This is a genomic window from Streptomyces sp. NPDC047043 (assembly GCF_040644055.1).
GTDB lineage: Bacteria > Actinomycetota > Actinomycetes > Streptomycetales > Streptomycetaceae > Streptomyces.
In genome coordinates, this window is record NZ_JBEYVO010000035.1 from 80,354 (window position 1) to 99,152 (window position 18,799).

Here is an 18,799-nt window from a genome sequence, read left to right on the forward strand (position 1 = left end):
GAGTGCGTACCGAGAAGGGAGCGGACGAAGTGAGCCACTCGGCAGGACGGATCGGCTACTCCGTGGGACAGGTCGCGGGCTTCGCCGGCGTCACGGTGCGCACGCTGCACCACTACGACGACATCGGCCTGCTCGCCCCGAGCGAGCGCAGCCACGCGGGCCACCGGCGCTACAGCGACGCCGACCTCGACCGGCTGCAGCAGATCCTGTTCTACCGGGAGCTCGGCTTCCCGCTCGACGAGGTCGCCGCACTGCTCGACGACCCGGACGCGGACCCGCGCGCGCATCTGCGCCGCCAGCACGAGCTGCTGACCGCCCGGATCGAGAAGCTGCAGAAGATGGCGGCGGCCGTGGAGCACGCCATGGAGGCACGGAAGATGGGCATCAATCTCACGCCCGAGGAGCGGTTCGAGGTATTCGGCGACAAGGACCCCGAGCAGTACGCCGAGGAGGCGGAAGCGCGCTGGGGCGGCACCGAGGCGTACGCCGAGTCGCAGCGCCGCGCGGCCACCTACACCAAGGAGGACTGGAAGCGCCTGCAGGCCGAGGTCGACGACTGGAGCGAGCGCTACGCCGCCCTGGTGGCCGCCGGTGAACCGGCGGCCGGTGAGGCCGCGACGGACCTGGCCGAGGAACACCGGCAGCACATCAGCAGGTGGTTCTACGAGTGCCCGTACGAGATGCACCGCTGTCTGGGCGACATGTACGTCTCCGACGAGCGTTTCAAGGCGTTCTACGACGCCATGCGCCCGGGTCTCGCGGAACACCTCAGGGACGCCATCAAGGCGAACGCGTCCCGGCACACCTCCTAGTGACCTGGCCCGGGACCCCGAGGGTCACTCCCGGGCCAGGACCACGGCCGTGCCGTAGGCGCACACCTCCGTGCCCACGTCCGCCGCCTCGGTCACGTCGAAGCGGAACATCAGGACCCCGTTCGCCCCACGCGCGCGTGCCTGCTCGACGAGCCTCTCCATGGCCTGGTTGCGGGTCTGCACGAGCGTCTTGGTGAGCCCCTTGAGCTCACCGCCGACCATCGACTTCAGCCCCGCACCGATCTGGCTGCCCAGATGGCGGGAGCGCACCGTCAGCCCGAAGACCTCACCGAGAACCTCCTGCACCCGGAAACCGGGAACGTCGTTCGTCGTCACGACCAGCACGTCCGGCTGGGGCCCCTGGCCGCCGCCGTATTCGTCGATACCCATGGCTCACAGCTTCGCCCCAGGCGGCCCACAGTGCATCCCGTGGACACCGGGGGAACCTGGGGAGGACACATGGCGTTGATAGCTTTGTGCGGCCGCACGAGTACGCCGTACTCGCCCCCATCCCTCAGGAGCCCGGAACCGTGACGACGCTTGCCCTCGGCCCGAGCTGGCTGGATCCGAACCATCTCCTCGACACGTTCGGCATCTGGGGCCTGCTCCTCATCGTCTTCGCGGAGTCGGGCCTGCTCATCGGCTTCTTCCTGCCGGGCGACTCGCTCCTGTTCACCTGCGGCCTGCTGATCACCGCGGGCACACTGGACTTCCCGCTGTGGGCGGCGATCCTGCTGATCTGCGTCGCCGCGATCCTCGGCGACCAGGCGGGCTACGTCTTCGGCAAGAAGGTCGGCCCCTCGCTCTTCACCCGCCCGGACTCCCGCGTCTTCAAGCAGGAGAACGTGGTCAAGGCGCACGAGTTCTTCGAGAAGTACGGCCCCAAGTCCCTGGTCCTGGCCCGCTTCGTGCCCATCGTGCGCACCTTCACGCCGATCATCGCCGGCGTCAGCGGCATGAAGTACCGCTCGTTCATCACGTTCAACGTCATCGGCGGCGTGCTCTGGGGCGCGGGCGTGACCCTGCTGGGTTCCTGGCTCGGCAATGTGGCCTTCGTCCACAAGAACATCGAGGCGATCCTCATCCTGATCGTCTTCGTCTCGGTGATCCCGATCATCATCGAGTTCCTCCGCGCCCGCTCCAAGGCCAGGAAGAACCCCCAGCAGCCCGCTCCGGCCCAGCACCGGCGGCCCCCGGTCATGGACGACGCGACGACGCAGCTGCGCCGCATCCCGCCGGCCGACCAGGACTACGGGCAGCACTACCAGCAGCCGCAGCAGCAGCCGTACGACCCGAACCAGCAGTACGGCGGGCAGCCGTACCCGCAGCAGTACGGCGGGCAGCAGAACCAGCAGCACCCGTACAACCAGGGCTACTAGCAGGCACTCAGAACCCTCGGGTCCGCTTGGCGGCCCGGCGCCCGGCCGCCGAAGCCCCGCCGGGAATCCGCAGGAACAGCCGCGAGATCTCCGACCCGAGATTGACCCCGATCGCGATGGCCATGGCCAGCGAAGCCGCCGTGGCCAGGGACACCAGTCCCTTGTCCACCTCGTTCTGCGCGATGGACAACAGCCCGAAGTACGTGGCGGATCCGGGCAGCAGGGGCCCGATCGCCGCCGTCGTGTAGGGCAGCGCGGACGCGAACCGGTACCGCGACAGCAGTTGCCCGAACAGCCCCACCAGCCCCGCCGCCACAGCCGTGGAAGCAACCGGCGAGAGGCCACCGGCGTCATGGAGCGCGCCGTACACCGACCAGGCGACACCGCCGTTCAGCGTCACCCACAGCACGGTCGACCGCTCCTGCTGGAGCAGCACCGCGAACGTCAGCGACAGCAGCATCGAGGCGCCGATCTGCCAGCCGGGCCGGGGAGTGATGCTCAGGGCCGCGTCGGGGTTGAGCTTGGCGCCCAGGTTCACCCCGAAGTACAGGATCACGAGCACGCCCACGACGATGCCGACGAAGAGGTACATCACCTCCAGCAGCCGCGCCGACGCGGTGATGTAGAACCCGGTCAGCCCGTCCTGCACACCCGCCACCAGCGCCCGCCCCGGCAGCAGCGCGAACAGCCCACCGGTGATCACCGCGGACGCCTTCACGTCCACGTGGGCCACGGTCAGCGCGATCCCGATCGCGGCCGGCGGCATCGCGGCCACCGTGAACTGGTAGAACTCCGGCAGCCCGCGCCCCGCGCACAGCCACGCCAGCCGGTCGCCGAGCATCGCGCCCAGCATGGCCGCGACGAACACGATCAGGTCACCGCCGACCAGCACGGAGGCCGCCCCCGCGAGCAGCCCGCTCGCCCCGGTCAGCACCCAGGTGGGGTACGGGTGCCGGTTGCGGCGTATCTCGGCGAGCCGCCGGTAGGCCTCCTCCAGGGAGATGCTGGTCTCCGGGTCGCTGAGGTCGTCCACCAACTGGAACACGGCCGCCAGCCGCGTGTAGTCGGTGGCCCGGCGCCGCACCGTCCGCGAGGCCGTCACCGGGTCGTCGACGAGCGAGGGCTGGTACGAGATCGACAGCAGCGTGAAGGTGACGTTCGGCTCGCAGCGGTCCAGCCCGTAGGACCGGCAGACGGCGAACATCGCCGCCTCCACGTCCTCCGCGCCCTCGCCGCCCGCCAGCAGCAACTCGCCGATGCGCAGTGTCAGGTCGAGCACGCGGGGGACGGCCGGACCGTCCTCCTCCGCCTTGCCCCTCGGCTCCGGCGCGGGCCGCTCGGCCACCGGCATGCGCAGCATCGTGCGCATCCGGTCCTGCCAGGGCGCGTCCTTGGTGAGGCTGACCACGGGGACGCCGGTCGCCGGCGTGAACGCGGCCGGGGCCTGCTGGGCGCTGTAGGTGCTCGGCAGGGTGAACGCGGACCCCTCGGGCTCGGCACCCGGCAGCTGCGGGACGTCCAGGCCGTCCGGGACGGCGAACTCGGACGTGGTCTCCGGCTCGGCGACGGCTCTGGGGGCGGCGAGCCCCGCCGGAACGGCGAACTCGGATGTGATCTCGGGATCGAATGCACCCCTGGCCTCGTCCGACTGAGGCTTGCGGTCCTCCAAATCCGTCACGTGAGTAATGCTCCCTGTACGACGCGTGCGGCAAGCCCCAGTATGCGCACAGAGAAGCGAACGGGCCGCACGCGTACGCGTGCGGCCCGAAAAGACTGCCGGGGGCTCAGTGGCCGCCCTGCTCCTTGAAGCGCTTGTAGGACCGCTCGATCTCGATCTCGGCGTCCGTACGGCCCACCCAGTTGGCGCCCTCGACGGACTTGCCGGGCTCCAGGTCCTTGTAGACCTCGAAGAAGTGCTGGATCTCCAGGCGGTCGAACTCGGACACGTGGTGGATGTCGCGCAGGTGCTCCTGGCGCGGGTCCGTCGCCGGAACGCACAGCAGCTTGTCGTCGCCGCCGGCCTCGTCCGTCATTCGGAACATGCCGATCGCGCGGCACTTGATGAGGCAGCCCGGGAACGTCGGCTCGTCCAGGATGACCAGCGCGTCCAGCGGGTCGCCGTCCTCGCCGAGGGTGTTCTCGACGAAGCCGTAGTCGGTCGGGTAGGCGGTCGAGGTGAAGAGTCGACGGTCCAGGCGGATCCGACCGGTCTCGTGGTCCACCTCGTACTTGTTCCGCGAACCCTTCGGAATCTCGATCGTGACGTCGAACTCCACCGGTGGCTCCTCCATGATCAGCACATAGTTCTGGTGATTAAGTGTCCCTCACGCAGGTGTGTGATCGCGAAAGGGGCTGGTGGTCGTGCCTGAGCTGAGGCCTTGGCGGGCCGCGAGACCGCATGTGGCGCGGGCCGCGAACGCCGTACGACCGCATCTGGCACGGGCCGCCGGGACCGTACGCCCGCATCTCGAACGAGCCGCGAACGCCGTGCGACCGGGCTTCGAACGAGCCGCGGCCGCCACGAAACCGCAGCTCGCACGCGTGCGGTCCGTCCGGTTCACGCGGCCGAAGACCGTCAGGACCTGGCAGTACACCGCGGGCGCGGCCACCGCCGGTCTGGCGCTGGCCGCCACAGTGGCGACCGCCGCCGGCCCCTGGGACTCCACCGGTCAGCGTACGGCCGAGGCGGATCGAGCGGTCGCCCTGGAAGGCACGGGTGGCACAGATCACGGTCGTAATTCCGATACGTCCGATACGGCCACCGGGATCCCCCGGCCCGCCCCCAGCGCAGGGTCCGTCCTGACCGGCCTCGGCGGCTCCGCGAACACCGTGAAGTCGGCCCCGACCGGCACCGCCCTCTCCGAGGTTCTGCGCCCCCTCCTGAACGACGCGGCGCTCGGCAGCCGCCACACCGCAGCGGTCGTCGACGTAGCCAGCGGCAAGCGCCTCTACGGCACGGGCGCCGACGACGCCCTGACCCCCGCCTCCACGACGAAGATCGCCACCGCGGTCGCCGCGCTCTCCGCGATGGGCGCCGATCACCGCCTGACGACCCGCACGGCCCTGGAGCCCGACACCAGGGAACTCGTCCTGGTCGGCGGCGGTGACCCGACCCTGACGGCCCACAAGGAGGCCGAGGGCTGGGCGAGCCTGCGCGACCTGGCCGACCGGACGGCGGCCGCGCTCGAGAAGCGCGACATCCACGAGGTCACGCTCTCCTACGACACCACCCTGTACGCCGGTTCCCTGATCCACCCCATCGGCATCAACGACAACCTCGCGCCGGTCAGCGCCCTGATGGCCGACGAGGGACGCACGGACGACTCGACGAGCGGCCCGGCCCCGCGCGTGACGGACCCTGCGGCGGACGCGGCCCGCAGGTTCCGGGAGTTCCTCGGGGACCACGGCATCAAGACCACGTCTCCCGGGCCGTCCAAGGCGACCGACCGCGCGGAGCCGCTGGCCTCGGTCGCCTCACCGCCCCTCTCGGACCTGGTCGAACGCATGCTGACCAACAGCGACAACGACATCGCGGAGGCACTGGCCCGCCAGACCGCCGCCGCGACGGGCGGCCGGGCGAGCTTCGGGGGCGGCGCCTCCGCGATCGCAGCGCAGCTGAAGAAGCTCGAACTCCCGCTCAAGGGCGCCGAGTTCCACGACGGCAGCGGCCTCGACCGCGACGACAGACTGACGGCCGACCTGCTCACGGCCCTCCTCGTCAAGGCGGGCGACCCATCCCGCCCCGAACTCCGCCCGGTCCTCACGGGCCTCCCGGTGGCAGGCTTCACCGGCACCCTGACCAGCCGCTACACGAACGGCGCGGCAGGAGTCGTACGAGCGAAAACAGGAACCCTGACCGGCGTGAACACGCTGGCGGGAACGGTGGTCGACCAGGACGGCCGCCTGCTGGCCTTTGCGTTCCTGGCGTTCGACACGACCAGCCCGTCGGAGGCCCAGTCGGCCCTGGACAAGACCGCCACGGCGCTGGCGGCGTGCGGTTGCGGCTGACGCCGGACCCGAACCGACGTCCACCCCCGCCAGCCCACACGGCCTGCCCCAAGTGGGAACGCTCACGTACGGTTGACGCATGACGAGCATCGGTGGTGCCGAGATGGTCGACTGGAATCTCGCGGTGGCGACCGCGACCCGGCTCGTGCGGCCGGGCCCCGACGTGAGCCGCGACGAGGCCCGGGCCGTCGTCGCGGAACTGCGCCGGCATGCCAAGGCCTCGGAGGAACACGTCCGGGGCTTCACTCGTATGGGGACGGAAGAAACCCACGACACCCCGGTCCTCGTCGTCGACCGCCCCGGCTGGGTCCGGGCGAACGTCGCCGGCTTCCGGGAGATCCTCAAACCGCTGCTCGACAAGATGCAGGAGCGGCGTGGCAACACCCCCGGCGGCGCGGTCCTCGGCGCAGTGGGCGGCAAGGTCACCGGCGTCGAACTCGGGATGCTGCTGTCCTTCCTGGCCTCCCGGGTCCTCGGCCAGTACGAGACCTTCGCCCCGGCGACGCGCGAACTCCCGGCGGGGGAGCACGGCGGCGGCCGGCTGCTTCTCGTCGCCCCGAACATCGTGCACGTGGAGCGCGAACTCGACGTACAGCCCCACGACTTCCGCCTCTGGGTCTGCCTGCACGAGGAGACGCACCGCACGCAGTTCAGCGCGGTGCCCTGGCTGCGCGACCACCTCGAGGGTGAAATCCAGTCGTTCTTGGGGGAGACCGACGTCGACCCCATGACGGTTTTGGAGCGCATCCGCGAGGCCGCCCAGTCCCTCGCCGGCTCACGCCCCGAGGCCGAGGAGGACGACGGCGGGCGCTCCTTCGTCGAGATCGTGCAGACCCCGGCGCAGCGCGAGATCCTCGGGCGGCTCACCGCCGTGATGTCCCTCCTGGAGGGCCACGCCGACTTCGTGATGGACGGGGTGGGCCCGGCCGTGGTGCCGTCCGTCTCCGAGATCCGCGAGAAGTTCCAGCAGCGCCGCGCGAAGGGCGCCTCGCGACTGGACATGGCCCTGCGCAAGCTGCTGGGTCTGGACGCCAAACTCAGGCAGTACCGCGACGGCGAGCGGTTCGTACGGGCCGTCGTCGAACAGGTCGGCATGGACGGCTTCAACCGAGTGTGGACGTCCCCCAACACCCTCCCGACCAAGGCGGAGATCGCCAAACCGGCGGACTGGGTCGCGCGGGTGCACCGCAAGAGCGAGTCGTGAACACCGTGGGAAGGTCGTGAACCGATTCCGGCCGACGGCAGACGAACGCCCCTTCAATCACCCGTCCGAGGGACCGTGGGGCATGGGTAGGCGTGCGATGCTCGGGGAACGGCCCGGTTCTGTCACCATCTACACACTCTGAGTGACCAACCTCGGGCTCACCCCCGAAAACTTCATGAAGGGAACCGGACATGGGTCCCCATCCTGCGGTCGCGGCGATACGCCTGGCGGTCCGCCGCGCCCTCCACGACATCCTCAACGACCACCGGACGACCACCGGGGCTCCCGAGCCCTCCGAGCAGCCCCTGTACGACCGCCCGTCGTCGCCGGTCGTGCTCGTGGCGTGCTCCGGCGGCGCCGACTCCATGGCTCTCGCCTCCGCCCTCGCCTTCGAGGCACCCAAGCTCGGCATCCGCCCGGGTGGCATCACCGTCGACCACGGCCTGCAGCCCGGCTCCGACCTGCGCGCGGACGAAGTGGCCCTGCGCCTGCGCGAGATGGGCCTCGACCCGGTCGACTCCGTCGCCGTGACCGTCGGCCGCGAAGGCGGACCCGAGGCCGCCGCCCGAGACGCCCGCTACGCCGCCCTGGACGCAGCCGCCGCCCGCCACGGCGCCGCCGCGGTCCTGCTCGGCCACACCCGCGACGACCAGGCCGAAACCGTCCTGCTCGGCCTCGCCCGCGGGTCCGGCATCCGCTCCCTGTCCGGAATGGCCGCGGTCTCGGGGGCCGACGGCCGTTACCGCCGCCCCTTCCTCCAGCTGGACCGGCAGACCGCCCGCAAGGCCTGCATGGTCCAGTCCCTGCCCGTCTGGGACGACCCGCACAACGCGGACCCCGCCTACACCCGCTCCCGCCTGCGCCACGAGGGCCTGCCCGCCCTGGAGAAGGCGCTCGGCAAGGGCGTCGTCGAGGCCCTCGCCCGCACCGCGCAGCTCTCCCGCGACGACGCCGACGCACTCGACAGCTGGGCGGGCCAGGCCGAGAACTCCGTACGCGACGCCGCAGGCCTTCTGGAGTGCGCCAAGCTCTACGCCCTGCCGCCCGCCGTGCGCCGCCGTGTCCTGCGCCGCGCGGCCATCGCCGCCGGGGCACCCGCCGGTTCGCTGTTCGCCCGCCACATCGAGGAAGTCGACCGGCTGATCACCGGCTGGCGCGGTCAGGGAGCCATCAATCTCCCGGGCAAAGTCGTCGCACAGCGCCAGGGTGGCAGACTGGTGATTCGGCAAGGCTGAAACCTTGCCCCCTTTCGGGGGGTGATGGGTGGCCGGTGGGACGACCGAAAGTGATGCGGGTGGACGCGAAAGACATGGGCACCGACCTCAAAGAGGTGCTCATCACCAAGGAAGAGATCGACGCGAAGCTGGCGGAGCTGGCCGCGAAGATCGACGCGGAGTACGCGGGCAAGGACCTGCTCATCGTCGGCGTCCTCAAGGGCGCGGTGATGGTCATGGCCGACCTCGCACGGGCGCTGTCCACCCCCGTCACCATGGACTGGATGGCCGTGTCGTCGTACGGCGCGGGCACCCAGTCCTCCGGTGTCGTGCGGATCCTCAAGGACCTCGACACCGACATCAAGGGCAAGCACGTCCTGATCGTCGAGGACATCATCGACTCGGGCCTGACCTTGTCCTGGCTGATCAACAACCTCGGCTCCCGCGAGCCCGAGTCCCTGAAGATCTGCACCCTGCTGCGCAAGCCCGACGCCGCCAAGGTCGCCATCGACGTGGAGTGGGTCGGGTTCGACATCCCGAACGAGTTCGTCGTCGGCTACGGCCTCGACTACGCCGAGAAGTACCGCAACCTCCCGTTCGTCGGTACGCTCGCGCCCCACGTCTACGGCGGCTGAACCGCTCTTCGCGGTGGCTGAGGCCCAAAGGGCCGAACACTCGTAAGACGATCGGGAACCCCAGCGGGTTTCGCGCCGTTGGAGCATGCAGACGGGTTTGCCAGCCGTCCCGTGCGGCTTCGCGCGACAATGCTGGGGTACCGTCAGAAGAACTGTCTTATCAAACTCACTATGGCAGGAGGGACGGGGCGACATCGCTCCGTATGGATGGACGTGAAGCGATACTTCCGTGGGCCGGTCATGTGGATCGTGCTGGCCGTCCTTGCCGTGGTCGTGTTGATGCAGGTCGTCGGCTCGTCCGGCGGCTACAAGACGGTGGACACCGGCCAGGTCGTCCAGGCGATCAATGACAACAAGGTCGAGTCGGCCAAGCTGACCACCGGCGACGAGCAGACCGTCAAGGTCCAGCTCAAGGACGGCGTAAAGGTCGAGGGCAGCTCGAAGATCCAGGCGAGCTACATCGGCGATCAGGGCGTGACCATCGCCAACACGCTGCAGACCAAGTACCAGGACAAGCAGATCCCGGACGGCTATACGGTTTCGCCGTCCAAGCAGAACCCGTTCCTCGGAATCCTGCTCTCCCTGCTCCCCTTCGTACTGATCGTGGTCGTCTTCCTGTTCCTGATGAATCAGATGCAGGGCGGCGGCTCCCGGGTGATGAACTTCGGGAAGTCGAAGGCCAAGCTGATCACCAAGGACACCCCGAAGACGACGTTCTCCGACGTCGCGGGCTGTGACGAGGCGGTCGAGGAACTCCACGAGATCAAGGAGTTCCTGCAGGAGCCGGCGAAGTTCCAGGCCGTCGGCGCCAAGATCCCCAAGGGCGTGCTCCTCTACGGCCGTCCCGGTACCGGCAAGACGCTCCTCGCGCGTGCCGTGGCCGGCGAGGCCGGGGTCCCCTTCTACTCGATCTCCGGTTCCGACTTCGTCGAGATGTTCGTCGGTGTCGGTGCCTCCCGGGTCCGCGACCTGTTCGAGCAGGCCAAGGCGAACGCCCCGGCGATCGTCTTCGTCGACGAGATCGACGCGGTCGGCCGCCACCGCGGCGCCGGCCTCGGCGGCGGTCACGACGAGCGCGAGCAGACGCTGAACCAGCTGCTCGTCGAGATGGACGGCTTCGACGTCAAGGGCGGTGTGATTCTCATCGCTGCGACGAACCGTCCGGACATCCTCGACCCGGCGCTGCTGCGTCCCGGTCGCTTCGACCGCCAGATCGCGGTCGACCCGCCGGACCTGCAGGGCCGCCTGGAGATCCTCAAGGTCCACCAGAAGGGCAAGCCGGTCGCGCCGGACGTCGACCTGTCGGCCGTCGCCCGCCGCACGCCGGGCTTCACCGGCGCGGACCTGAGCAACGTCCTCAACGAGGCCGCGCTGCTCACCGCCCGCAGCGACAAGAAGCTGATCGACAACTCCATGCTGGACGAGGCGATCGACCGTGTGGTCGCGGGCCCGCAGAAGCGGACCCGGATCATGTCGGACAAGGAGAAGAAGATCACCGCGTACCACGAGGGCGGACACGCCCTGGTCGCGGCGGCATCTCCGAACTCCGACCCGGTCCACAAGATCACGATCCTGAGTCGCGGCCGTGCGCTGGGCTACACGATGGTGCTCCCGGACGAGGACAAGTACTCGACCACCCGCAACGAGATGCTGGACCAGCTCGCCTACATGCTGGGCGGCCGCGCGGCCGAGGAGCTCGTCTTCCACGACCCGACGACCGGCGCTGCGAACGACATCGAGAAGGCCACCGCAACGGCCCGCGCGATGGTCACGCAGTACGGCATGACCGAGCGGCTGGGCGCCATCAAGTTCGGCGGCGACAACACCGAGCCGTTCCTCGGACGTGAGATGGCTCACCAGCGCGACTACTCGGAAGAGGTCGCCGCGCTGGTGGACGAGGAAGTCAAGAAGCTCATCGAGAACGCGCACAACGAGGCCTGGGAGATCCTGGTCGAGAACCGCGACGTCCTCGACAACCTCGTCCTGCAGCTGTTGGAGAGGGAGACGCTGGGCAAGGAGGAGATCGCCGAGATCTTCTCCGCCATCGTCAAGCGCCCGGCACGCCCCGCCTGGACCGGCTCCTCCCGCCGCACGCCGTCCACCCGTCCGCCGGTGCTCTCCCCGAAGGAGCTCGCACTGACGAACGGCGCCAACGGCGCGACCCCGGCGATCACCACCGCCAAGGCCACCGCGGCGGAGCCCGCCCCGGCGACCGAGTCGGCCCCGGAGGACCGTCCCGAGAGCTGAACCGGCTCCCGGCGGCCTCAACAGGCCCGGAATGAATGCCGCGCCCCCCAGGTTCTAGCCTGGGGGGCGCGGCATTTTCAGCCATGCCGCAGATGAGGCGCGTGGCCCGCACGCGTGACCCGCACAGGAACGAGGCACCAGATGACCGACCCCGTGACGCTGGACGGCGAGGGCTCGATCGGCGAGTTCGACGAGAAGCGCGCCGAGAACGCCGTGCGTGAACTGCTGATCGCGGTCGGCGAGGACCCGGACCGGGAGGGGCTCAGGGAGACGCCGACGCGGGTGGCGCGGGCGTACAAGGAGATCTTCGCGGGGCTGTGGCAGAAGCCCGAGGACGTACTGACGACGACGTTCGACCTGGGGCACGACGAGATGGTGCTCGTGAAGGACATCGAGGTGTACTCGACCTGCGAGCATCATCTGGTGCCGTTCAGGGGCGTCGCGCACGTCGGGTACATTCCGGCCACCACCGGCAAGATCACCGGCCTGTCCAAGCTGGCCCGTCTGGTGGACGTCTATGCCCGCCGGCCGCAGGTGCAGGAACGACTCACCACGCAGATCGCGGACTCCCTCATGGACATCCTGGAGCCGCGCGGCGTCATCGTCGTCGTGGAGTGCGAGCACATGTGCATGTCGATGCGCGGCATCCGCAAGCCGGGCGCGAAGACCATAACGTCGGCGGTGCGCGGGCAGCTGCGGGACGCGGCCACGCGGAACGAGGCGATGAGCCTGATCATGGCGCGCTGACGCCGTACGGCCTCAGGCCGCCGAAGCCGCCCCGTTGTTGTGCTCGTCGTCCTCCGGGAGCTTGCAGACGCGCTCCAGGAAGATGGCCGCCGCTATGACCGCGATGCCCGCCGCCACCGAGAAGCCGGCGTAGATGGCCTGGTCGCGGCGGGCGGGGATGTCGAGGAGTTCCAGGAGGAAGACGCCCGTGCCGCCGTACATGCCGGCGACGAGGGCCGCCACCAGGGCGCTGGCCTGGCCGAAGACGACCGCGCGGGCCGCCATCAGCGGGTCGACGCCCTTGGCCTCGGGGCGGCGCTCGCGCTGGGCCTTGAGGCGGGCGCGGATCGAGAGCGCCGTGGCCGTCAGGACCACGGCGATCAGGGCCAGGACGATGGGCGCGGCCAGGGGGACGCTGGGGAGGGTCCCGATCGAGTTCCAGAGGCGGGCGCCCGCCCAGGACAGGATTCCGGCCACGACGAACACGCCGACCAGCACCCTGATGCGCAGCTCTCTCACGGTGTCCCTTCAGCTCCCCCGGGTCCTGCGGACCGTCCCGCGGACTCTGGTCTTCCCGACCTTGCCGTCCTGACCTTAACGACTACTCGGGCAGGTGGAGTTCCAGGTCCTTGCGGGTCGCCACGCCCTCGCGCGTCACGGCGTCGAGGAGGTCGGCGACCGCACCGCGGCCGGGCAGCTGCGCTCCGGGTTCCACGTCGTGCCAGGGGGCGAGGACGAAGGCGCGTTCGTGTGCGCGCGGGTGGGGCAGCGTGAGGTGCGGGTCGTCGGAGACGACCTCGGCGTACGCGACGATGTCGACGTCGAGTGTGCGCGCGCCCCAGCGCTCGTCCCGTACGCGGTGGAAGGCCTCCTCGACCGCGTGGGCCCGCTCCAGGAGCGAGGAGGGCGGGAGGGTGGTCTTCAGGACGATCACCGCGTTGAAGTACGACGGCTGGCTGCCGGGCTCGACGCCCCACGGCTCCGTCTCGTACACCGGAGACACGGCCTTGATGCGGACGCCCGGGGTGTCCTCGAGGGCGTCGATGGCGCCCTGGAGGGTCTCCAGGCGGTTGCCGAGGTTGGCGCCGAGGGAGATCACCGCGCGTTTGGGGTTGTGCAGGGTCGTGTCGGCGGCGTCCACCTGCTGCACGACGGAGGCGGGTACCGGCTGTACGGTCGGGTCGCTGTGACCCTCGGTGAAGGACGCGGTCATACTCGGCTCCGGGTGATGGTGACGGTCACGTCGTCGAAGGCGACCGTGATCGGCGCGTCCGGTTTGTGGACGCAGACCTCGACCTCCTGGACCATGTCGTGCTTCAGACAGGCCTGGGCAATGCGCTCGGCGAGCGTCTCGATGAGGTCGACGGGCTCGCCCTCGACGACGGCCACGACCTCCTCCGCCACGATGCCGTAGTGCACGGTCTTCGCCAGGTCGTCGTCGGCCGCGGCCGGTCGGGTGTCCAGGCCGAGGACGAGGTCCACGACGAAGGTCTGACCCTCCTCGCGCTCCTTGGGGAACACCCCGTGGTGCCCGCGGGCCTTGAGGCCGCGCAGCGCGACACGATCCACGCGAATCACTCCTGCAATCGTCGGTAACGGCCGGCCTATGCCGTGTGCGGGCGGCACACCGGCCTCGAACGAATCTACCTGCGGGCACTGACAGGACCTGGCCACGAGGGTGTGGTCCGTGCCGGGATCAGGAGGTTTCATCGCGTGTTTCCCCTGGGGAACCCGGCGGCTCACGGGTTGGTAGCCGCCCCTACCCACGGGTTCGTGATTCCAACCACTTCTTGGTCCCGGCGGGTTCGGGGCGGGTGCCCGTGAGTGTCCTTCGAGGGGCGCCTACCCCGTCAGGAGGGTGTCTCCTCGTCCGCTTCCTCGTCGTTTTCGGACAGAACCGGGGAGGCGTGGTGGGACCAGAGCTTCCAGCCCTCGGGGGTGCGGCGGAACACGTTGGTGGCGACCACCAGCTGCCCGACGAGCGGGCCGAGCTCCTCGCCGCCCTCGGGCGCGGGGCCGCCGCTGAGGATGTTCTCGGTGCAGGTCACCAGGGCGGTGTCGCCGGTGACGGAGACATGCACGTCGGTCAGGAAGAACTGGATGTAGTCGGTGTTCGCCATGATCAGCGCGTACGACCTGAGGACCTCGCCGCGGCCGGTGAGCACCGGCCAGCCTGGGTGCACGCACGAGACCACGCCGGCGTCCGCCGGGTCGTGGTACTCCTCGTCGACGCCCAGATCGGCCGGCGTGAGCCAGAGCGAGGACAGCTCTTCGAAGTCGCCGCGCTCCATGGCCTCGTAGAAGGCGGTGTTGGCGGCTTCCACCTGCTCGACGTCGGTGTGGGGGGCGCTCACCGGGCTCCTTCTGCGCGGCGGGCGTCTGCGCCGGGCGCATGCCCTGTGGTGCGCGCCCCTTCCACGGCGCGTGCGACCCGTACCGCGTCCGCCGTTGCGCGCACCTCGTGTACGCGTACCGCCCATGCGCCGGCGTGCGCCGCGAGCGCGGACACGGCGGCCGTGGCGGCGTCCCGCTCGCGCGCGGGCGGCGGTGCGGACTCGGGTCCGGCCAGGACGCGACCGAGGAACCGCTTGCGGGAGGCGGCGACGAGGAGCGGGTGGCCGAGGCCGAGCAGGCGGTCGAGGTGGGCGAGGAGGACGAGGTCGTGCTCGGCGTCCTTGGAGAAGCCGAGGCCGGGGTCGACGACGATGCGCTCGGGCGCGATGCCGCCGGCGAGGACGGCCTCCACGCGTGCGTGCAGTTCGTCGACGACTTCGGTGACGACGTCCTCGTAGACGCCCTTGACGTTGCCGCCCTCCAGGAAGCCCCGCCAGTGCATGACGACGAACGGGGCGCCCGTCTCGGCCACCACCGGGATCATCGCGGGGTCGGCGAGGCCGCCGCTGACGTCGTTGACGAGGGCGGCGCCGGCGGCGAGGGCCCGCTCGGCGACGGAGGCGCGCATGGTGTCGACGGAGACCTGGACGCCCTCGGAGGCGAGGCCGCGGACGACGGGGATGACGCGCTTGAGTTCCTCGGCCTCGTCGACGCGGGTGGCGCCGGGGCGGGTGGACTCGCCGCCGACGTCGACCAGGTCCGCGCCCTCGGCGACCAGGCCGAGGCCGTGCTTGACGGCGGCCGTGGTGTCGAAGAAGCGGCCGCCGTCGGAGAAGGAATCGGGAGTGACGTTCACGACTCCCATGACCGCGCAGCGGTCCCATTCCGGAAGGCCCGCGACGCGCCCGCGTCCGCTCTGCTTGCTCATACGTTCAGCGTAGAGCCCGGACCCGGCCGTGGGACGCCGCGGCCCGGGCGGGAGCCCCCCGGGCTGGGGGTGGGGCTCCCGCCCGGGCCCGTCTCAGTGGCTGTGGTGGTGCCGGTCACGCCGCCCGGACGTCTCTTTCGGCCACCGCATGGGCACACGCGCGTGCGGGGGTCCTGCGGCGGCGCAGGAACCGCGGCAGCGGCAGGGCGAGGTTGACGAAGCCCTCCGCCTGCATGGCGGCGAAGCCGATGCGGGGCAGGTCCGCGGATGCGCGGTAGACGACGAAGCGGGGCTCCCAGCGGGGGCGGAACTTCGCGTTGAACTTGTACAGGGACTCGATCTGGAACCAGCGGGAGAGGAAGACCAGGAGACCGCGCCAGGCGCGCAGCACCGGCCCCGCGCCGATCTTCTCGCCGCGCGCGAGTGCCGAGCGGAACATCGCGAAGTTGAGCGACACGCGCGTGATGCCGAATTTCGGCGCCGCCTGGAGGGCCGCGACGATGAGCAGTTCGTTCATGCCGGGGTCGGCCGAGCGGTCGCGGCGCATCAGGTCGAGGGAGGCGCCGTCCTCGCCCCAGGGGACGAAGTGCAGGATCGCCTTCAGGTCGCCGTACTCCCCGGGCTGGTCGTCCGCCTTGTGGGCGGTGGCGATCAGGCAGTCGCCGTCGGCGGTGTCGCCGATGCGGCCGAGCGCCATGGAGAAGCCGCGCTCGGTGTCGGTGCCGCGCCAGTCCTCGGCGGCCTGCCGGATCCGCTCCAACTCGGTCTCGCCGAGGTCACGTACACGTCGTACCCGGGTTTCGTAACCGGCGCGCTCGATGCGCTTGACCATCTGGCGCACGTTGCGCATCGCGCGGCCGGCGAGGGAGAAATCCGCTACGTCCACCACCGCCTCGTCGCCCAGTTCGAGGGCGTCGAGACCGGTCTCGCGGGTCCACACCTCGCCGCCCGTCTCCGAGCAGCCCATGACGGCGGGGGTCCAGGAGTGCGCCTTCGCCTCGTCCATGAAGCGCTCGATGGCGCCGGGCCAGGCCTCGACGTCGCCGATGGGGTCGCCGCTGGCGAGCATCACGCCGGACACGACGCGGTACGTCACCGCCGCCTTGCCGCTGGGCGAGAAGACGACGGCCTTGTCGCGGCGCAGCGCGAAGTGGCCGAGGGAGTCGCGGCCGCCGTGCTTCTCCAGCAGGGCGCGCAGATGGGCCTCGTCCTCCTCCGTGAGGCGCGCTGCCGGGTGTTCGGGCCGGAAGGCGAGGTAGATCGTCGTGACCGCCGTCAGGAGGCCGAGAGCGCCCAGCGAGAAGGCCACCGTCCAGGAGGTGTTGCCCTGGTAGTCGACCGGGCCCTCGAAGCCGAACAGGCCGTACAGCACATGGGTGATGCGATCGGCCAGGCTCGGGTCGCCGACCATGCGGTTCGGGTGGACGCTCACGATGACCAGGCCGAGGACGAGGGAACCGGCGCCCATCAGGACGAAGTTCGCCAGCGCACGCCACCGGCTGCGCGGATCGGGCAGTGCCCGGAACTGGTCACGGTGTCGCAGCAGGGGTGCGAGCAGCGCCAGAGAGATGATCACCCCGATGAGGGAGTGGCGGTATGTGAACTGCGCCACCGCGCCTGCGGGCAGCAGCGCCACCGCGGCGCGCCAGGCCCGCCGCTTGCCGCGCTTCAGGCCGTGCGCGAGGAGCAGCAGCAGGATGCCGGCGCTGAGCGAGAGCGCGGCCGCGAACGGACCGAACGATCCCGGCAGCACCTCGGCAATGGTGTGCATACGGCTGTGCCTGAAGCGGGGGAAGACGCCCGCGGCGATGTCCAGAAGGCCAACGACGGCACAAGCTCTGGCGACGAGGACGGGGACGGCCTCGGGGCGCGGTCCGCGGAGTACGCGCCGCGCGTTGCGTGATCGGGACGGAACCCCGCCCGACATTTCCTCATCTGTCCTGACAGACATCGCATCCCGTAGTTCTGCGAGAGACCTTGGATCCGGTGCCGATTCGGGCATCCGGCGACATTGCGCCCTCTAGGACGGTGTCTCGAGGAGGAAGGTTCCAGACCCTCCTCAAAGCCGGTTCAAAGGCCGAGGAAAGTCCCGGACAAGCCCTTGCGAAGGTGTGGGGGAGCCGGGTGGAAACCGCAGGCAGGAAGCAGGTCATGGGTCTTACGAGCAACAAAGTGCTGGGATTGGCAGTCGCGTCGGCGGTGCTGCTGTTCGTCGGCACGGTGTGGCTGTGGCCGCGTCTGGCGCGGCGGAACTGGCGAGCCGTCAGCGGGCGCGTGGGCCTGCTGCTCGGCACCCAGCTGGCCCTCTTCATGTCGCTGGGCCTCGCCGCCAACCAGGCCTTCGGGTTCTACGCCAGCTGGGCGGACCTGTTCGGTCAGGAGAAGGACCAGGGTGTGGTCGTGAACCACACGGCGCTCGGCGGTTCGGGCGGCCCGCTGCAGGTGGTCGAGACGGCGAGCGTGCGTGGAGCCGGCGGTTCCAGGCCGCAGATCGGCGGGCAGATCCAGAAGGTCGACATCGTCGGCCGTACGACGAACATCGCCACGCCCGCGTACGTGTACCTGCCGCCGGAGTACTTCCAGCCGCAGTACCGCACGCGTACGTTCCCCGCAGCCGTCGTCCTCACCGGATATCCGGGCACCGCCCAGGCGCTCGTGGACAAACTGCACTACCCGCGCACCGCCCAGGACCTTGCCAAGGACGGCCGTATGCAGCCGATGATCCTCGTGATGATGCGGCCGACGGTGGCGCCGCCGCGGGACACGGAGTGCGTGGACATCCCGGGCGGCCCGCAGACCGAGACGTTCTTCGCCAAGGACCTGCCCGACGCGATGCTCGCGCACTACAGGGTGGGCAAGGAGCCCGGCAGTTGGGGCATCATCGGCGACTCCACGGGCGGCTACTGCGCGCTGAAGCTCGCCATGCACCACCCGCGGTCGTACGCGGCCGCGGCGGGCCTGTCGCCGTACTACAAGGCGCCGATCGACCCCACTACGGGAGATCTCTTCCACGGCGACAAGGGGCTGCGCGATCACGCGGACCTGTTCTGGTACCTCAAGCACCTTCCCGCCCCCGACACTTCACTGCTCGTCACCAGCAGCAAGATCGGGGAATCCAACTACAAGGACACGTTGAAGTTCATAGAGCGGGTGCAGGCCAACGGGCTGACGCGGATCTCGTCGATCATCCTCGAAAGCGGCGGGCACAACTTCAACACCTGGCGACGGGAGATTCCGGCGACGCTGCAGTGGATCAGCGGGCGGCTGACCGACCGGTGACCGGACGGCCGTCCCGGCAGCGCAGCCGGGGGT

General features: G+C 70.1%; 18 protein-coding genes. 9 read left to right on the forward strand and 9 right to left on the reverse strand.

Going from position 1 to position 18,799, the window contains the following annotated elements; genetic code table 11:
* Window positions 1-50 precede the first annotated feature (50 nt).
* Window positions 51-812, forward strand: coding sequence for a MerR family transcriptional regulator (locus tag ABZ880_RS42600; RefSeq protein ID WP_361275253.1), 762 nt, complete (start codon window positions 51-53; stop codon window positions 810-812).
* Between the two features lie 24 nt (window positions 813-836).
* Here ABZ880_RS42600 and ABZ880_RS42605 read toward each other — a convergent pair whose 3' ends face one another.
* Window positions 837-1,202 carry a YbjQ family protein gene (locus tag ABZ880_RS42605; RefSeq protein ID WP_361275135.1) on the reverse strand — a complete coding sequence of 122 codons (366 nt, stop codon included), beginning with the start codon at window positions 1,200-1,202 and terminating at the stop codon, window positions 837-839.
* Between the two features lie 140 nt (window positions 1,203-1,342).
* Here ABZ880_RS42605 and ABZ880_RS42610 point away from each other — a divergent pair, with 140 nt between their 5' ends.
* Window positions 1,343-2,191, forward strand: coding sequence for a VTT domain-containing protein (locus ABZ880_RS42610; RefSeq protein ID WP_361275137.1), 849 nt, complete (start codon window positions 1,343-1,345; stop codon window positions 2,189-2,191).
* Window positions 2,192-2,198: 7 nt separating this feature from the next.
* Here the strand turns inward: ABZ880_RS42610 and ABZ880_RS42615 are convergent, their stop codons facing one another.
* Window positions 2,199-3,869: a threonine/serine exporter family protein gene (locus tag ABZ880_RS42615; protein ID WP_361275140.1), complete on the reverse strand. Its 1,671-nt coding sequence runs from the start codon at window positions 3,867-3,869 to the stop codon at window positions 2,199-2,201.
* A 106-nt stretch (window positions 3,870-3,975) separates the two neighbouring features.
* Window positions 3,976-4,467, reverse strand: coding sequence for an inorganic diphosphatase (locus ABZ880_RS42620; protein WP_048586153.1), 492 nt, complete (start codon window positions 4,465-4,467; stop codon window positions 3,976-3,978).
* Between the two features lie 79 nt (window positions 4,468-4,546).
* On the opposite strand from ABZ880_RS42620, the gene dacB reads away from it, so the two are divergent.
* From dacB to folE, 6 genes are all read left to right on the forward strand, one after another.
* Window positions 4,547-6,199, forward strand: coding sequence for a D-alanyl-D-alanine carboxypeptidase/D-alanyl-D-alanine-endopeptidase (gene dacB, locus ABZ880_RS42625; protein WP_361275144.1), 1,653 nt, complete (start codon window positions 4,547-4,549; stop codon window positions 6,197-6,199).
* A 79-nt stretch (window positions 6,200-6,278) separates the two neighbouring features.
* Window positions 6,279-7,403: a zinc-dependent metalloprotease gene (locus ABZ880_RS42630; protein ID WP_361275147.1), complete on the forward strand. Its 1,125-nt coding sequence runs from the start codon at window positions 6,279-6,281 to the stop codon at window positions 7,401-7,403.
* Between the two features lie 191 nt (window positions 7,404-7,594).
* Complete coding sequence (gene tilS / locus ABZ880_RS42635; protein WP_361275149.1) at window positions 7,595-8,638, forward strand: tRNA lysidine(34) synthetase TilS; 1,044 nt, start codon at window positions 7,595-7,597, stop codon at window positions 8,636-8,638.
* 53 nt (window positions 8,639-8,691) lie between these two features.
* Entirely contained in the window at window positions 8,692-9,252 is a 561-nt protein-coding gene (hpt, locus tag ABZ880_RS42640; protein ID WP_242778646.1) for a hypoxanthine phosphoribosyltransferase, read from the forward strand.
* A 207-nt stretch (window positions 9,253-9,459) separates the two neighbouring features.
* Complete coding sequence (ftsH, locus tag ABZ880_RS42645) at window positions 9,460-11,499, forward strand: ATP-dependent zinc metalloprotease FtsH (RefSeq protein ID WP_361275152.1); 2,040 nt, start codon at window positions 9,460-9,462, stop codon at window positions 11,497-11,499.
* 141 nt (window positions 11,500-11,640) lie between these two features.
* Window positions 11,641-12,246 (forward strand): GTP cyclohydrolase I FolE, encoded by a 606-nt coding sequence (folE, locus tag ABZ880_RS42650; RefSeq protein ID WP_361275154.1) that lies wholly within the window; start codon window positions 11,641-11,643, stop codon window positions 12,244-12,246.
* A 12-nt stretch (window positions 12,247-12,258) separates the two neighbouring features.
* Here folE and ABZ880_RS42655 read toward each other — a convergent pair whose 3' ends face one another.
* From ABZ880_RS42655 to ABZ880_RS42680, 6 genes are all read right to left on the reverse strand, one after another.
* Window positions 12,259-12,744 (reverse strand): DUF3180 domain-containing protein, encoded by a 486-nt coding sequence (locus ABZ880_RS42655; protein ID WP_361275157.1) that lies wholly within the window; start codon window positions 12,742-12,744, stop codon window positions 12,259-12,261.
* An 82-nt stretch (window positions 12,745-12,826) separates the two neighbouring features.
* Window positions 12,827-13,438, reverse strand: a complete 612-nt coding sequence (gene folK, locus ABZ880_RS42660; RefSeq protein ID WP_361275160.1) for a 2-amino-4-hydroxy-6-hydroxymethyldihydropteridine diphosphokinase — start codon at window positions 13,436-13,438, stop codon at window positions 12,827-12,829.
* Window positions 13,435-13,794 carry a dihydroneopterin aldolase gene (gene folB / locus ABZ880_RS42665; RefSeq protein ID WP_361275163.1) on the reverse strand — a complete coding sequence of 120 codons (360 nt, stop codon included), beginning with the start codon at window positions 13,792-13,794 and terminating at the stop codon, window positions 13,435-13,437. Before folB ends, folK begins: the two co-directional genes overlap by 4 nt.
* 281 nt (window positions 13,795-14,075) lie before the next feature.
* A complete protein-coding gene (locus tag ABZ880_RS42670; RefSeq protein WP_361275166.1) occupies window positions 14,076-14,579 on the reverse strand; it encodes a nuclear transport factor 2 family protein in 504 nt (167 codons plus the stop codon).
* Window positions 14,576-15,487 (reverse strand): dihydropteroate synthase, encoded by a 912-nt coding sequence (folP, locus tag ABZ880_RS42675; protein ID WP_361275169.1) that lies wholly within the window; start codon window positions 15,485-15,487, stop codon window positions 14,576-14,578. Before folP ends, ABZ880_RS42670 begins: the two co-directional genes overlap by 4 nt.
* Window positions 15,488-15,602: 115 nt before the next feature.
* On the reverse strand, window positions 15,603-17,414 hold the full coding sequence (locus ABZ880_RS42680; RefSeq protein ID WP_361275172.1) for a phosphatidylglycerol lysyltransferase domain-containing protein: 1,812 nt from the start codon (window positions 17,412-17,414) through the stop codon (window positions 15,603-15,605).
* Window positions 17,415-17,638: 224 nt separating this feature from the next.
* On the opposite strand from ABZ880_RS42680, the gene ABZ880_RS42685 reads away from it, so the two are divergent.
* Window positions 17,639-18,766 carry an alpha/beta hydrolase-fold protein gene (locus tag ABZ880_RS42685; RefSeq protein WP_361275175.1) on the forward strand — a complete coding sequence of 376 codons (1,128 nt, stop codon included), beginning with the start codon at window positions 17,639-17,641 and terminating at the stop codon, window positions 18,764-18,766.
* Window positions 18,767-18,799 lie beyond the last annotated feature (33 nt).

Coding starts and splice junctions, on each gene's coding strand:
- folK (WP_361275160.1), bottom strand. CDS start 13,438: ATGACCGCGTCCTTCACCGAGGGTCACAGCGACCCGACCGTACAGCCG.
- folP (WP_361275169.1), bottom strand. CDS start 15,487: ATGAGCAAGCAGAGCGGACGCGGGCGCGTCGCGGGCCTTCCGGAATGG.
- ABZ880_RS42685 (WP_361275175.1), top strand. CDS start 17,639: ATGGGTCTTACGAGCAACAAAGTGCTGGGATTGGCAGTCGCGTCGGCG.
- folE (WP_361275154.1), top strand. CDS start 11,641: ATGACCGACCCCGTGACGCTGGACGGCGAGGGCTCGATCGGCGAGTTC.
- ABZ880_RS42680 (WP_361275172.1), bottom strand. CDS start 17,414: ATGTCGGGCGGGGTTCCGTCCCGATCACGCAACGCGCGGCGCGTACTC.
- hpt (WP_242778646.1), top strand. CDS start 8,692: ATGCGGGTGGACGCGAAAGACATGGGCACCGACCTCAAAGAGGTGCTC.
- ftsH (WP_361275152.1), top strand. CDS start 9,460: ATGGACGTGAAGCGATACTTCCGTGGGCCGGTCATGTGGATCGTGCTG.
- ABZ880_RS42605 (WP_361275135.1), bottom strand. CDS start 1,202: ATGGGTATCGACGAATACGGCGGCGGCCAGGGGCCCCAGCCGGACGTG.
- ABZ880_RS42630 (WP_361275147.1), top strand. CDS start 6,279: ATGACGAGCATCGGTGGTGCCGAGATGGTCGACTGGAATCTCGCGGTG.
- tilS (WP_361275149.1), top strand. CDS start 7,595: ATGGGTCCCCATCCTGCGGTCGCGGCGATACGCCTGGCGGTCCGCCGC.